Here is a 12,436-nt window from a genome sequence, read left to right on the forward strand (position 1 = left end):
ATTTTCAACCCTTTACCGCGCCGGCAGCGATGCCACGGACAAACATTCTTCCAGAAAGGAAATAGATGGTGAGCGGGACGAGACCCGTGAGGATGGTCGCCGCCATGTTGACATTGTATTCCTTCACGCCTTGCGTGGAGTTCACGATGTTATTGAGCGAAACGGTCATCGGATAGTTGTCTGGGCTGGAATAGACGACGCCAAAAAGGAAGTCGTTCCAGATACCGGTCACCTGCAAAATCATAGCGACAGTGAAGATCGGCAGTGACATTGGCACCATGACCTTGGTGTATATGCCCCAAAACCCTGCTCCATCCACACGCGCGGCCTTGAACAGTTCTTCGGGCAGCGAGGTGAAATAGTTGCGAAACAACAAGGTCAGGATCGGCATCCCAAAGACGGTGTGAACAAGTATCAACCCGCCCAAAGAGCCATAAAGCCCGATTTCACGCAGCATGATCACAATCGGGTAGAGCATCACTTGATAAGGGATGAACGCGCCAAAAATTAGGATTGTGAAAAACAAATCCGCACCTTTGAACTTCCAATTCGACAAAGCGTAACCGTTCACTGACGCGATAATGATCGACAGGACCACAGACGGAATGGTGATTTTTATAGAGTTCCAGAACCCCGTGCTCAACCCATCGCAGGTCAGCCCAGTGCAGGCTTGAGACCACGCTTTGACCCAAGGCTCAAATGTAATCTCAAGGGGCGGCGCAAAGACATTGCCAAGGCGGATTTCCGGCATCCCCTTAAGGGAGGTGACGAACATCACATAAAGCGGCAGCGCATAAAACAACGTGATTGTGATCAGCGTGCCATATAGGAATATGTTGCGGCGCGAGAAAGACTTGCGCGGCTTTGGTCCTTGTGGACCGTTCAGCATTGAGGACGATGTATCAGTCATGGCGCTTCGAGCCTCCGAATTCAAGAATTGCCCAAGGGATGACAATCAACGCGACAGTCACAAGCATCATGGTCGAAGCAGCAAAGCCTTGGCCCAAATTGTTGGCTTGGAACATCATGTCATAGACGTATTTCGCTGGGACTTCCGTTGAGATACCCGGACCACCGCCGGTTTGCGCGACGATCAAATCGTAAATTTTAACGATCCCGGTCACAACGATCACCAGCGTGGTGATGAACACAGGTCGCATCATCGGGATGATCACGAAAATATAGGCTTTCCATGTCGGAATCCCGTCCACGCGGGACGCTTTCCAGACATCTTGGTCGATCCCGCGCAACCCAGCGAGCATCAAGACCATCACAAGGCCACTGCCCTGCCAAATGCCCGCGATCAAGACCCCGTAAATTGCGATGTCGGCGGTATAGAGCGGATCAAAGGTAAAACTTTCCCATCCCCACCCGCGCACAACTTTCTGCACACCGAATTCGGGATTCAAAATCCACTGCCACACCAACCCTGTCACCACAAAGCTGAGCGCATAGGGGTACAGGATCACGGTGCGGATCGTGTCTTCGAATCGGATTTTTTGATCAATAAGGGCCGCTAAGATGAAGCCGATCACAAAGACCAGCACCAGCATACACAACCCATAGATCGTTAGGTTTTCGATTGAAACGAGCCACTTTCGTGTGGCCCATAGACGCTCATACTGGTCCAGACCAACCCACCGCAAACGCGGCAGCAGACCGGAACTTGTAAAACTGTAAACCACAGTCCAAATTGTACCGCCAACAAAGACGAAAAGCGCCGTCACGATCATTGGGATCGCTGCAATTTTTGCTGATTTGTTTCGGAACAATTGGTTCGGGCGTGTTGATGACATGGTGTTTCCCCCGCTGTTGGCCGACATGCAAAATGCCGCACCAAACACCTGAATGGTGCCGGCCCGAATACAAACAGGCCGGCGTAGAGTTCAGACTACTGAGCAGTCGCGATGATTTTCACGAAACGAGCCTGCGCGTCTTCGACAGAGATCGAAGGGTCCGCAAAGAACTCGATGAACAACGAATTCATCTGTTCTCCCGTATCTGATGTCACCATCTGGAAAATGTCCGGCAAAAGAGCGCCATCAGCCAACAAGGCAAGACCCTTTTGCATACAATCATTTGCAGTCGACATATCGATATCACCACGCACTGGCAAAGAGCCCTTAGCAAGATTAAAGGCAACCTGCGTTTTCGGGCGCAACATCAGGGCTGCCAGCTCGGATTGCGCAGCAATCTTTGCTTCATCTTTCAAGACAGGGAAGTAGAATGCATCGCCGCCAGTGCTCAAAAGCTCTGTCATGCCAAGGCCCGGCAAACAGCTATAATCCGTCCCGGCCACTTGACCAGCAACCGCGAATTCGCCTTGCGCCCAGTCGCCCATGATCTGCCCGCCGGCTTGGCCGGTGATCACAAGATTGGTCGCGTCGTTCCAGTTTTGTACTGTGGAATTTGCCGCCATGATGCGGGCATCCTCGGCAGCTGCGAAAACGCGTGCAACATCTGCACCCGCCGCAACATCCGCGTTTTTGTCATCGTAAACGCTAAGGAATACCTCGTTCGGCACCAAGGCTGCGAACAACACATTGAACATTCCGCTTTGCTGCCACCCTTGCTGACCCAATGCGAGTGGAAGCTTACCAGCCCCATCCAAAGCCGGTGATGCTGCGACAAACTCATCCCAATTTGTCGGCACTGAAAGACCTGCATCCTCAAAGGCTTTGTGTGACAACCAGAGCCACTGCCAAGAGTGAATATTCACGGGAGCGCAATAAATGCGACCATCAACCGTGCAAGACTCAAGCAAAGACGGCGGATTTACGATGTCCTTCCAGCCCTCTGCTTCGGCGATGTCAGTGATGTCGCGCAAGAACCCTGCTTCGATCAACTCTTCAGCCTGACGTCCATGGTTGAACTGAAAGGCGCCCATTGGATCGCCACCTGTTAGACGGCTGACCATCACCGCGCGGGCAGCATCGCCACCCGCAATAGCCGCATCCACCCAAGTGTTTCCGGTTGCATCAAACGCCTTAGCCAGTTCCCCAACAGCGGCGGCTTCGCCGCCAGATGTCCACCAGTGCATGACCTCAAGCTCTTCCGCATTTGCGCCGGACGCAGCAACAATCGCTGTTGCTGCCAAAAGTTTAGTAATCTGTTTCACGATGATTCCTCCCAATCTGTATCGATACAGTAACGACTACATCGATACAGTTTATCCTTGCAAGTTTTTTCTGGACTCCGATATAAACCCTTCAGGAGAGGGGCCGTTACGAGATGCCACAGATCAATTGCCAATTGGGGGCCGTGTCAGCTAGGTGTTTTGTTAGATGGCAAAAGGAACAGACCGGATGAAAAGCACCGCAACAAAAGTAGCAAAACTGAGCAAAGATGAGTTGCGTAGCTTAGTGAATCCCGGTGAAAGACCGACCCTAAAGACGATTGCCCGCATCAGCGGCCTGGCGATCACAACAGTCTCTCGCGCGATGCGCGACGGTGCAGACATCGGATCAGACACTAAGGAACTTGTGACCAGAATTGCAGATGCTATCGGCTATGTGCCCAACCGCGCAGGCCTGCGTTTGCGCACGGGGCGCACCAACGTGATTACACTCGTCGTCCCCGAAGTGGGCGAAGTGATGACAAATGCATCCAGACTGACCAGTTCGATTGCACGGGAAATGCGTGGCACGCAATTTCACCTAAACGTTTTGCCGTGGTTCCCAGACGAAGACCCGCTGCGTCCGATCAAATACATCGTTGAAACAGGATCCGCAGACGCCGTTATTTTCAATATGACAGAACCTGAAGATGAACGTGTCGCGTACCTATTGAAAAAGCAGTTTCCCTTTGTAACCCACGGGCGCACAAATTGGGCCGACCAACACGCCTATTATGACTATGACAACACCGCCTTCATTCGCGTCGCCTTAAGCCGATTGGCCAAACGCGGGCGCAAAAACATCCTAGCAGTCTTGCCGCCGCGCAATCAAAATTATGCACAAGACATGATACGCGGCCTCGAAGAGGCGAGCGAACAGTTCGGCATCCAGTACCGCATTTCCAAAAACGCCGACAGTGACCAATCCTCAGATGACATCCGCCACTGGGTGACGCTCAGATTAGAACAATCTCCTGAAATTGATGCTGTGCTGTGTACCTCGTCCAAGGACGCCATCGCGGCCATCGTCGCCATCGAAAAACACGGCCTTGTTCTGGGCAAAGATATCGACGTGTATGGGAAAGAAGTCTTTCCCATCCTCAAAATGTTTCGCGAAAATATCATTGTCGAAACAGAAGATGTCAGCCTTGCTGGGCGCTTTATGGCGCGGGCCGCGATTCAACAATTAGAAGATCCAGACCTGCCGCTAATGCAGAAACTGGAAATTCCAACTGCCCCACCTGAATGAAAACAGACAGAACGGAGAACGATATGGGAACTCAAATCAAAGGGCCTGGACTATTTCTCGCCCAATTTTCAAGCGCGGATGCTCCGTTTAACTCGCTTAGTGAAATCGCAAATTGGGCGGCGGACCTTGGTTACAAGGGCGTCCAAATTCCAACATTTGATGCACGGCTGTTTGATCTCGATAAAGCTGCGGACAGTGCGACTTACTGTGACGAAATCAAAGGCATCTGTTCCGACGCAGGCGTTGAAATCACAGAGCTCTCTACGCACCTTCAAGGCCAGCTTGTCGCGGTCAATCCGGTCTATGACGAAGCCTTTGATGCTTTTGCCCCAACGCATCTGCACGGAAATCCTGCTGGACGCAAAGACTGGGCGATCGACCAAATGATGAAAGCTGCCGTCGTGTCTGAACGGCTCGGATTGTCCCATACTGTCAGCTTTACAGGATCTTTGGCGTTTCCATTCCTGTACCCTTGGCCACAGCGCCCTGCCGGGCTAATCGAAGAAGCCTTCACCGAGTTGGGCCGCCGCTGGACGCCAATTTTAAATCACTACAAAGATCACGGGCAGGATATCGGGTTTGAAATTCACCCCGGCGAAGACGTTTTTGATGGCGCAACTTTCGAGATGTTCGTAGATGCTTGCGGTGGCCATGACGCTGCGATGATCAATTATGATCCCTCGCACTTCTTGCTTCAGCAACTCGACTATCTGCAATTTATCGACCTGTATCACGACCGAATTAATGCCTTCCACGTCAAAGATGCAGAGTTCAACCCAACCGGCCGCCAAGGGGTCTATTCAGGCTATCAAAACTGGACAGAACGGGCTGGACGCTTTCGGTCATTAGGCGACGGACAAGTGGATTTTGCAGGAATCTTCTCTAAGCTCACTCAATATGGCTATGACAGCTGGGCGGTTCTGGAATGGGAATGTTGCATCAAGTCCCCTGAGCAAGGTGCCGCCGAGGGCGCGCCGTTTATTGCCAACCGTCTGATCGAGGTGACGGACAAAGCCTTTGACGATTTTGCCGGCAGCACCCGAGACGAGGCACAAATCAAAAGGATGCTGGGCTTATGAAACCTTTGAAACTCGGCATGGTTGGTGGCGGTCAAGGGGCTTTCATCGGGGCGGTGCACCGCATTGCAGCCCGCCTTGACGGAAAATGGTCCTTGACATCTGGAGCCCTGTCTTCTGATCCAGATCGCGCTGCGGCATCTGCAGCTGAGCTCGGCATCGCCCCAGATCGCACCTATAGCAGTTACGCAGATATGGCCAAAGCTGAAGCCGCGCGCCCTGATGGCATTGACGCCGTCGCGATTGTGACGCCAAACCACATGCACGCGGGGCCCGTAATCGCATTCTTAAACGCAGGCATTCACGTGATTTGCGACAAGCCGCTCTCGACAACTCAAGAGGATGCTGATGCCATCAAGGCCGCTGTTGAGGCCTCCTCAGCAAAGTTCATCCTAACCCATAACTACACTGGCTACCCGCTCATGCGGCAAGCCCGCGAGATGATCGCGCGAGGCGACCTGGGAAACTTGCGCGTGATACAGGCTGAATATGCGCAGGACTGGTTGACCGAAGACATTCAGAACAAGCAGGCTGATTGGCGCACAGACCCCAAGCGAGCCGGTGCAGGCGCGATTGGCGACATTGGCACGCACGCTTTTAATCTGCTGTCCTTCGTGTCTGGGCTTGAGACCGAAGCACTGTCCGCCGACCTGCACAGTTTTGTCGATGGACGTCAGGTCGATGATAACGCTCACATATTGTTGCGTCTTAAAGGCGGGGCGCGTGGTATGATTTGGGCAAGCCAAATAGCAGTCGGCTGTGAAAACGACCTGACACTACGTATTTATGGCGACAAAGGCAGTATTGAATGGGATCATGGGAACCCTAACAAAATGCGCTTCACCAAGTTTGGCACGCCAACGCAGATTTTAACGCGTGGCGGCGCAGGCCTCGGTGACGGAAATGATCGCTGGACCCGTATCCCCCCTGGCCATCCCGAGGGCTATCTTGAGGGATTCGCCAACCTATACAGCGATGCCGCAGACTTTATCATCGGATCGAATGATGGCCAGTTGTTGCCTGGAATCAACGCGGCGATGGATGGGATGTGGTTTATTTCGGCCTGTCAGGACAGCGCGGCACACGATACGGCTTGGGTACGGAAATAAGGGCCTCTAGAGTGTGAGTTCAGGGGTATGAGTTCACTAGAACACGTATTCCTGAACGTTTGGCGCCTTCAGTAAAACAATGTTGGCCAGCATTTCAAAAAATTGCGACAATTGTTTCCAAGGTCTACGAACAGACTTCGGTATCGATTGGCGCGGCGCAGATCGCAAGGTTGTGCCAATTTGACGGATGCTGTGCTCTGCACAAACCGGCCGTAAACCACATCTCAATCAAATTTAACCTCAGTACAAGACGTTCCGAAAATACCTCCTGACAAAAGTCGATTGATTTCCCAAAACGGGTAAATCGCCTGAAGTTAGTCAGATATTTGTAAGCAGTCGCTATGCTTATGTTTGAAAGGTTACTGACGCATTCCAGCAAAAATGGTAGGGTGATCATTATCACTCTGACGAAGACATGGCAGTGGCAGTGGCAGCATCGAAGAGAGAAGCCGCGAAAACGGCAACGGGCGGTTCAATGTAAACTCCGCACAGTCGCGCGGGCCGATTTATTTTACATCCGGTTCGTATATTCAAACACCTAAAAGTTCAGTTCTTATTGATACCCTGAAACCCAGTGACATGATCTCGCCTCTCGACGATGGCGCACAACCCATTTTGCGGATAAGCAGAAGACGAGCTTGGCCCTACAGCGCGGCCAATTGAGCGAAAGGCGAAAAAGATCCTAAGCGCGCGTTTGTATTCAAGTTCCCGATATTCATAATGCCTTCTACAGAATCGATAGCAATTTAAGGCGACCATGGGAGTTTGTACTGTGCAGGCGCATCTGATCACTTGACTGACCGGAATGCGCGCCACGGCAACGTCCATCGCGTCCATTACTTCACCTGCCATAATTCTTCGTCGATAGCCCGTTCGTACCCGTGTTCATAGAGAGCATTCATGTATGCCGAGGCAAACCGTTCTGATGGATCATAGACAATACCCGCAGCGGGATCGACGGAAGTGACAAACAATTCGATTTTGTTCTGCTGCGCAAAAAGCTGGGTCGTCTGAACAGTCGACAAAGCGCTGGCGCGGATCATTGTTGATAGGGCCTGCTGTGACACCGCAAGGGCTGACCCAGATGTCGTGATCGGCGCTGGGTTCAGGGTATTGTTAATCAACACAAACAAACGCCCACCCGAAATTTTTGGATCGGAGCTTGTAAGTGCGAAGCTGGGGATGGCCAGAAATTGCATGTGAACGCCGCCATCAATATGCGTTTCCTTATAGGTCACTCCATTGGACGTGTACTGCAACTTAACAGGCGAAAAGAGCCCAGGAAGTGCTGTTGAGGCGCGAATAATGAGCCGAAACAGATCATACTGACGGGCTTGTGCAATCGCGCCCATGTTCCAAACAAACGCCCGCGCACTGTCCAGCTCAGAGGTCATAACAAACAGCCGCCCTCCCGCCGCGTGACGCGCGGCGATCTGATCTAGAAACGTATCGGGCATGAAATTTGCGATCAATTCCGCAAGCGGCGCGGTGTCGTAAAACGATCCATTGAACACCGCCTGCATCGGGCGCAGTTGCATGATGTCATGTCCGTCAAGTGTGGTGAAAATCTTTGTAATTTGATCATCATATTCAGAACCAAGAAAGGCGAAGGGGGCGATCAAGGCCCCGCTGGATATCCCGGTTACAAGATCAAACTCCGGTCGCTGACCTGTGGCTGACCACCCCGTAAGCGCCCCAGCCCCAAACGCACCATCTTCACCGCCGGCGGAAATCGCAAGCACAGTTTGGTCGGTCTTATTTTGCGACTTGTTCAGGTGATAAGCCCATTCGGAAGCGTCAGCATTCGCATCCATACGAAACAAAGCGAAAGGATCGGCCTCACCTGTCGTTGGGGCTGGTTTGAAGGGCACAGCCGTGCTGGCGCAGGCAGATAGGGTGCTGGCTGCAAGGCCCCAAAGTACCTGTCTGCGCCTCATGATGGAGGTCATTGTCATCATCCGATCAATGTTCTTCGGCATTGTAGATCACGAGGTTCTCTAGAAACGCCACGATCTGAGCCTGTTGCGCTGCGTATAAGGCTGCGTAGGTATCGCGACTGGTGGCCGCTTCGCCACCATGCGCTAGAATGGCGGCGTTCAACGTTGTCGCGCGACCGTCATGTAGCCATGGGCCTGTCGATCCAAAGTCTGCGAGCGAGCGGGTCAGGAACATTGACGCGACGATTCCAAATGGGTCAGCGGAGTCAGATAGAGCCGCGCCCATGTCATGACGTTTTAGATCAGTGTACCAATTCGCCACGCCGTGCCCTGCATCATCAACCGCCAGCGCGCCAAGGTGATAGGCGGTGCCGTCCTCTAACGTGATCATGTTTTTGGGTTGATCGCTGCGCATATCGAACGACACGGCGAGGTCTGGTTGAAGACCAGAATTTACGGGGTCTGAGCCATCTGGGAAGAAATCATCAAAATCCCCATCTAGCGCTCCCACCGTTTCAGTGCCTTGCAGGCTCAATTCGTTGTGCGCCGCCCCGCAGATAAAAGACCGCAAGGTCGCATGATTACCTTTCCACCCGAAGAGACGCACCACAAGATCTGAATCGATGCCGGTAACGACGGTGGTATCGATCTTGGCGGCACAGGGTTCTATCGCAGTACGGAACGTCACCAACGTGCCAAAGCCAACCCCTTTGGTGGTCAATGGTTGTACACCAAGCCCCGCTTCGCAAGCCTCTGCGCGCGCCGATTCACGTTGTTGGTTCAACTCAAGGTTCAGCTCTTCGGCCAGTTTTTGCGGGATCGAGAGTGCGAACAGCGGTGTCGTGTTGCGTTCCAGAAAAAAGCTTGGGTCGCCTGTATGGCTGGGGTCCACCACGACATTCATAGCAATGCACCCGCCACCACCATTGGCGATCGGTGCATTATGACAGCTGATACGCCTGGTGGCATTTGCCCCGCCTCAAACGCGAACAAAAAGGCGTCCAGTGTTTGACCCTTCGCGACAAGCGCGTTCAGGTCGCTTTGTTGAATAGGTTCCAGCGCGTCTTCAGCCAATGCAGAACGCGAAATTGTGCTCACCCCAGCCAAAAGGCCAAGCGTGAAATGGGTCGAACGGGTATCAAGCATGGGCGACTTTCATGTGCGTTGGAAATATTATTAAGCCCGCCGCTCTTGGGGGCGGCGGGCTTTCGTCTGGCAGCATGTATTGGTCTTTAGCTTTTTGGTCTGGGCGGGCGTGGGTCGTGCATGGCGTGCATCGCCGCATCAATTTGATCTGCTGTGAGCGCAGAATTCTTACCTTGCAAGCAAGAGATAAGGGCCGCGCGATCACTGTCTGAGGGGCGCGCTTCGGGGGCATCTAAGGGGCGCGGTCCGGGGGGGGCCGGCGGTTCGCCAAGGCATTCGTGCAATTGTTCTGGCTTAAGATTCAGCGCGTCGGCCACACCATCCATCGGATTTGGGCCGCGTCTTTCCTGCGCATAAGCTTGACTTGCAGAGGAGGCCGTAAACAGTGCGACCAACGCCAGTGCTGTCAGCGCTGAGCAAACGGTGATACCCTGTGGCTTGCTTGAAGCGGTTGCCATTTTCTTCGACTTGGTAAGCATTTTCTCTCCAGTGACACTTTTGGCTCGTTGTTGTTTGGCCAATTTGTCAGATCATTAAGGAATAGTTTTGCAACCAATGTGCAATGAGTGTGCAGGGTAAGAAAATATTATAGTATTGATTTTATTAATTTTTCTTAATTCTCAATCGTCGTAGGCATATCCGACACCGTAAACAGATCGAATTGGGTTTTTATCAGTCACGTTGGAAATTTTGCGGCGAATGTTGCGAATGTGACTGTCGATTGTGCGATCAAACACATCCGCATCGTCAGGGAAGGCCAGCGCAAGAAGTTCGTCACGTGAAAAGACACGGCCAGGGCGCGTAATAAGCGCGTTTACAAGCATAAATTCGCGGCGTGTTAGATCCAGTGGCGCGCCGTCCAACGTGGCTGTCCAGCTTTCGCCGTTGGTGAGCAGGCGCCCGACGTGCGTTGGGCTCACCTCTTTACGATGACCCGTGCGGCGCAAAATCGCCCGGACGCGCGCCACGAGTTCACGCGGCGAGTAAGGCTTGCACAGGTAGTCATCCGCCCCAAGTCCAAGCCCCAACAACCGATCGATTTCCTCGACCTTGGCGGTTGTCATGATAATCGGCACATCGGATGCTTTGCGCACTTCGCGGCAAATCGTCAGCCCGTCAACACCGGGCAGCATGATATCCAAAACCAGCAAATCATGCTGATTTTGCAATGCTGTTGCGACCGCAGCTGTCCCATCCACAAGATGATCGACAGACATGCCATCGGCGATCAAATAATCGCGCACGATTTCGGCAAGAGCACTTTCATCTTCTACAATAAGAATACGTGGTTCAATCATATTGATGCTTTCGGAAGGCTAACGGTGACGCAAAGGCCGCCTCTTATCGAAAGTCCCGCTGTGATCGTGCCATTATGGGATTCAACGATGGCTTTGCACACCGACAACCCTAAACCCGATCCGCCATGGGCGCGAGATCGCGAGCTTTCAGCGCGAAAAAACCGGTCAAAAAGTTTGGGCAAGTCTTCATTGCGTGGCGCCGGTGGGGTATCTTCAACACTCAGGCGCACCATATCGCCTTCGCACTGGACACACAGCCGGACCGATCCAGGGACATTGGTATAGCGGATCGCATTTTGTAGCAAATTCTCGATCACCTGCCCAATCCGTAGACGATCACAGACTATGGGCATTTTGTCAGGCATATCGATCGTCAACGTTAGACCTTTGTCATACATTTGCTGACGCGCAACTGATACAGAGGCCCTCGCGATGTCGCATAGGTCTTCGTGGTGAAAGGCAGTCGACAAGCCCATTTCGCGGGAGTGGGATAAGATTTTCACGTCCTCCACCAAACGCGACAGCCGCATGATTGCCGCATGCATTTGCGTCAAGGTTTCGGGGTCTGGTTTGCGGATACCGTCCTGTACGGCCTCAATTTGCGCACGCAACGTCGCCAGCGGGGTTTGCAATTCGTGGCTGGTGTTGGAAATCCATTCTCGTTCGGCTTTGTCGGTTCTCTCCAGCGTTGCCGCCAAGACATTGTAATGGTCGATCAACTGGCCCAACTCGTCGGTCCGTTTAAGACCGATGCGGAATGAATAATCACCTGAGGCCATGGTTTTAGCCCCCGCTTCAAGCTGGCGAATTGGAGTCAATATATAGCGCGCAACGACGATAGCTGCCCCGGCAGACACCAAAATCGCAATCAACGCGGACAGCGCAAGCGAAGCGTATTGGCGGCGCAAAAAGAAAGTATCACTGGCAGTTTGAGCCAAGATTGGCGCGTTTAGGCCAAGATATCCCAGCACATTTTGATCTGTGCACACCGCCTCAGAACAAATTGCCCGACGTTCAATCAAGCCAGAACGATCTGTCGACCCCGCGATCCATTCTCCATCGGGGCCAAGTAAAATCAACCGGTCCCCAATCATGAAGGAGTCATCGCCTTGTGGCCCGCCAGGGGGAGGCCCGCCAAAAGGCGGATGGCCAAGGGGGCGGTCGGGCGGTGGGCCTGAGGGAAGATCAGGTGGCGAGAAATACTGCCGTACATAATCGTTCCACGCCATTGGCGTCGCCGCCAAATCTGACCATCCAGAACCGTTGATATCGTGGGACAGGATCAATGCCTGCTCTAGCGTGTCAAAGCGCGCGAGTTCACTGCGCAAAATGTAACGTGCAAAGCCGTCTCGCATCGAAAGCGCAACCAACACGGCCATGATCGCAACAATCACAATGGATGTTGCAGCGATGGCAAGGAAAATGCGGACAGCGAGGGAATTGCGAAAAAAAATCATTGCCTTTCCTTGATACATAAATGTGCAAAGAAGATGCACTTTATTTTTT

12 protein-coding genes are annotated in these 12,436 nt (G+C 52.8%); 3 read left to right on the forward strand and 9 right to left on the reverse strand.

What is annotated here, in order from left to right:
- Window positions 1–4: 4 nt before the first annotated feature.
- The 3 genes from WNY38_RS03770 to WNY38_RS03780 all read right to left on the reverse strand — a co-directional run bounded on the left by WNY38_RS03770 (window position 5) and on the right by WNY38_RS03780 (window position 3,118).
- The gene (locus WNY38_RS03770; RefSeq protein WP_342855988.1) at window positions 5–910 is read right to left on the reverse strand and encodes a carbohydrate ABC transporter permease; all 906 of its coding nucleotides are present in this window, start codon (window positions 908–910) and stop codon (window positions 5–7) included.
- Window positions 903–1,796 carry a sugar ABC transporter permease gene (locus WNY38_RS03775; protein ID WP_342855989.1) on the reverse strand — a complete coding sequence of 298 codons (894 nt, stop codon included), beginning with the start codon at window positions 1,794–1,796 and terminating at the stop codon, window positions 903–905. The genes WNY38_RS03770 and WNY38_RS03775 overlap by 8 nt, the downstream gene beginning before the upstream one ends.
- 95 nt (window positions 1,797–1,891) lie before the next feature.
- Window positions 1,892–3,118 (reverse strand): ABC transporter substrate-binding protein, encoded by a 1,227-nt coding sequence (locus tag WNY38_RS03780; RefSeq protein WP_342855990.1) that lies wholly within the window; start codon window positions 3,116–3,118, stop codon window positions 1,892–1,894.
- 187 nt (window positions 3,119–3,305) lie between these two features.
- Here WNY38_RS03780 and WNY38_RS03785 point away from each other — a divergent pair, with 187 nt between their 5' ends.
- From WNY38_RS03785 to WNY38_RS03795, 3 genes are read left to right on the forward strand one after another with little or no spacing between them, the layout of a single operon-like run.
- A complete protein-coding gene (locus WNY38_RS03785) occupies window positions 3,306–4,364 on the forward strand; it encodes a LacI family transcriptional regulator (protein WP_342855991.1) in 1,059 nt (352 codons plus the stop codon).
- Window positions 4,365–4,387: 23 nt separating this feature from the next.
- Entirely contained in the window at window positions 4,388–5,443 is a 1,056-nt protein-coding gene (locus tag WNY38_RS03790) for a sugar phosphate isomerase/epimerase (RefSeq protein ID WP_342855992.1), read from the forward strand.
- A complete protein-coding gene (locus WNY38_RS03795) occupies window positions 5,440–6,549 on the forward strand; it encodes a Gfo/Idh/MocA family oxidoreductase (RefSeq protein WP_342855993.1) in 1,110 nt (369 codons plus the stop codon). Before WNY38_RS03790 ends, WNY38_RS03795 begins: the two co-directional genes overlap by 4 nt.
- 836 nt (window positions 6,550–7,385) lie before the next feature.
- Here WNY38_RS03795 and WNY38_RS03800 read toward each other — a convergent pair.
- The 6 genes from WNY38_RS03800 to WNY38_RS03825 form a co-directional block, all read right to left on the reverse strand.
- The gene (locus tag WNY38_RS03800) at window positions 7,386–8,486 is read right to left on the reverse strand and encodes a patatin-like phospholipase family protein (RefSeq protein ID WP_342855994.1); all 1,101 of its coding nucleotides are present in this window, start codon (window positions 8,484–8,486) and stop codon (window positions 7,386–7,388) included.
- Window positions 8,487–8,511: 25 nt separating this feature from the next.
- Entirely contained in the window at window positions 8,512–9,390 is an 879-nt protein-coding gene (locus tag WNY38_RS03805; RefSeq protein ID WP_342855995.1) for a di-heme oxidoredictase family protein, read from the reverse strand.
- Window positions 9,387–9,632: a hypothetical protein gene (locus tag WNY38_RS03810; protein ID WP_342855996.1), complete on the reverse strand. Its 246-nt coding sequence runs from the start codon at window positions 9,630–9,632 to the stop codon at window positions 9,387–9,389. The genes WNY38_RS03805 and WNY38_RS03810 overlap by 4 nt, the downstream gene beginning before the upstream one ends.
- Window positions 9,633–9,718: 86 nt before the next feature.
- Window positions 9,719–10,111, reverse strand: coding sequence for a hypothetical protein (locus WNY38_RS03815; RefSeq protein ID WP_342855997.1), 393 nt, complete (start codon window positions 10,109–10,111; stop codon window positions 9,719–9,721).
- Between the two features lie 141 nt (window positions 10,112–10,252).
- Complete coding sequence (locus WNY38_RS03820; RefSeq protein ID WP_342855998.1) at window positions 10,253–10,930, reverse strand: response regulator; 678 nt, start codon at window positions 10,928–10,930, stop codon at window positions 10,253–10,255.
- Window positions 10,927–12,387, reverse strand: coding sequence for an ATP-binding protein (locus WNY38_RS03825; RefSeq protein WP_342855999.1), 1,461 nt, complete (start codon window positions 12,385–12,387; stop codon window positions 10,927–10,929). The genes WNY38_RS03820 and WNY38_RS03825 overlap by 4 nt, the downstream gene beginning before the upstream one ends.
- Window positions 12,388–12,436 lie beyond the last annotated feature (49 nt).

The organism is Pacificibacter sp. AS14, assembly GCF_038899935.1.
Classification (GTDB): domain Bacteria; phylum Pseudomonadota; class Alphaproteobacteria; order Rhodobacterales; family Rhodobacteraceae; genus Celeribacter.

What these genes read in the sequence shown, in the direction of transcription:
- WNY38_RS03820 (WP_342855998.1), bottom strand. Translation starts at nt 10,930, where the DNA reads ATGATTGAACCACGTATTCTTATTGTAGAAGATGAAAGTGCTCTTGCC.
- WNY38_RS03815 (WP_342855997.1), bottom strand. Translation starts at nt 10,111, where the DNA reads ATGCTTACCAAGTCGAAGAAAATGGCAACCGCTTCAAGCAAGCCACAG.
- WNY38_RS03825 (WP_342855999.1), bottom strand. Translation starts at nt 12,387, where the DNA reads ATGATTTTTTTTCGCAATTCCCTCGCTGTCCGCATTTTCCTTGCCATC.
- WNY38_RS03775 (WP_342855989.1), bottom strand. Translation starts at nt 1,796, where the DNA reads ATGTCATCAACACGCCCGAACCAATTGTTCCGAAACAAATCAGCAAAA.
- WNY38_RS03800 (WP_342855994.1), bottom strand. Translation starts at nt 8,486, where the DNA reads ATGAGGCGCAGACAGGTACTTTGGGGCCTTGCAGCCAGCACCCTATCT.
- WNY38_RS03805 (WP_342855995.1), bottom strand. Translation starts at nt 9,390, where the DNA reads ATGAATGTCGTGGTGGACCCCAGCCATACAGGCGACCCAAGCTTTTTT.
- WNY38_RS03785 (WP_342855991.1), top strand. Translation starts at nt 3,306, where the DNA reads ATGAAAAGCACCGCAACAAAAGTAGCAAAACTGAGCAAAGATGAGTTG.
- WNY38_RS03795 (WP_342855993.1), top strand. Translation starts at nt 5,440, where the DNA reads ATGAAACCTTTGAAACTCGGCATGGTTGGTGGCGGTCAAGGGGCTTTC.
- WNY38_RS03790 (WP_342855992.1), top strand. Translation starts at nt 4,388, where the DNA reads ATGGGAACTCAAATCAAAGGGCCTGGACTATTTCTCGCCCAATTTTCA.
- WNY38_RS03770 (WP_342855988.1), bottom strand. Translation starts at nt 910, where the DNA reads ATGACTGATACATCGTCCTCAATGCTGAACGGTCCACAAGGACCAAAG.
- WNY38_RS03810 (WP_342855996.1), bottom strand. Translation starts at nt 9,632, where the DNA reads ATGCTTGATACCCGTTCGACCCATTTCACGCTTGGCCTTTTGGCTGGG.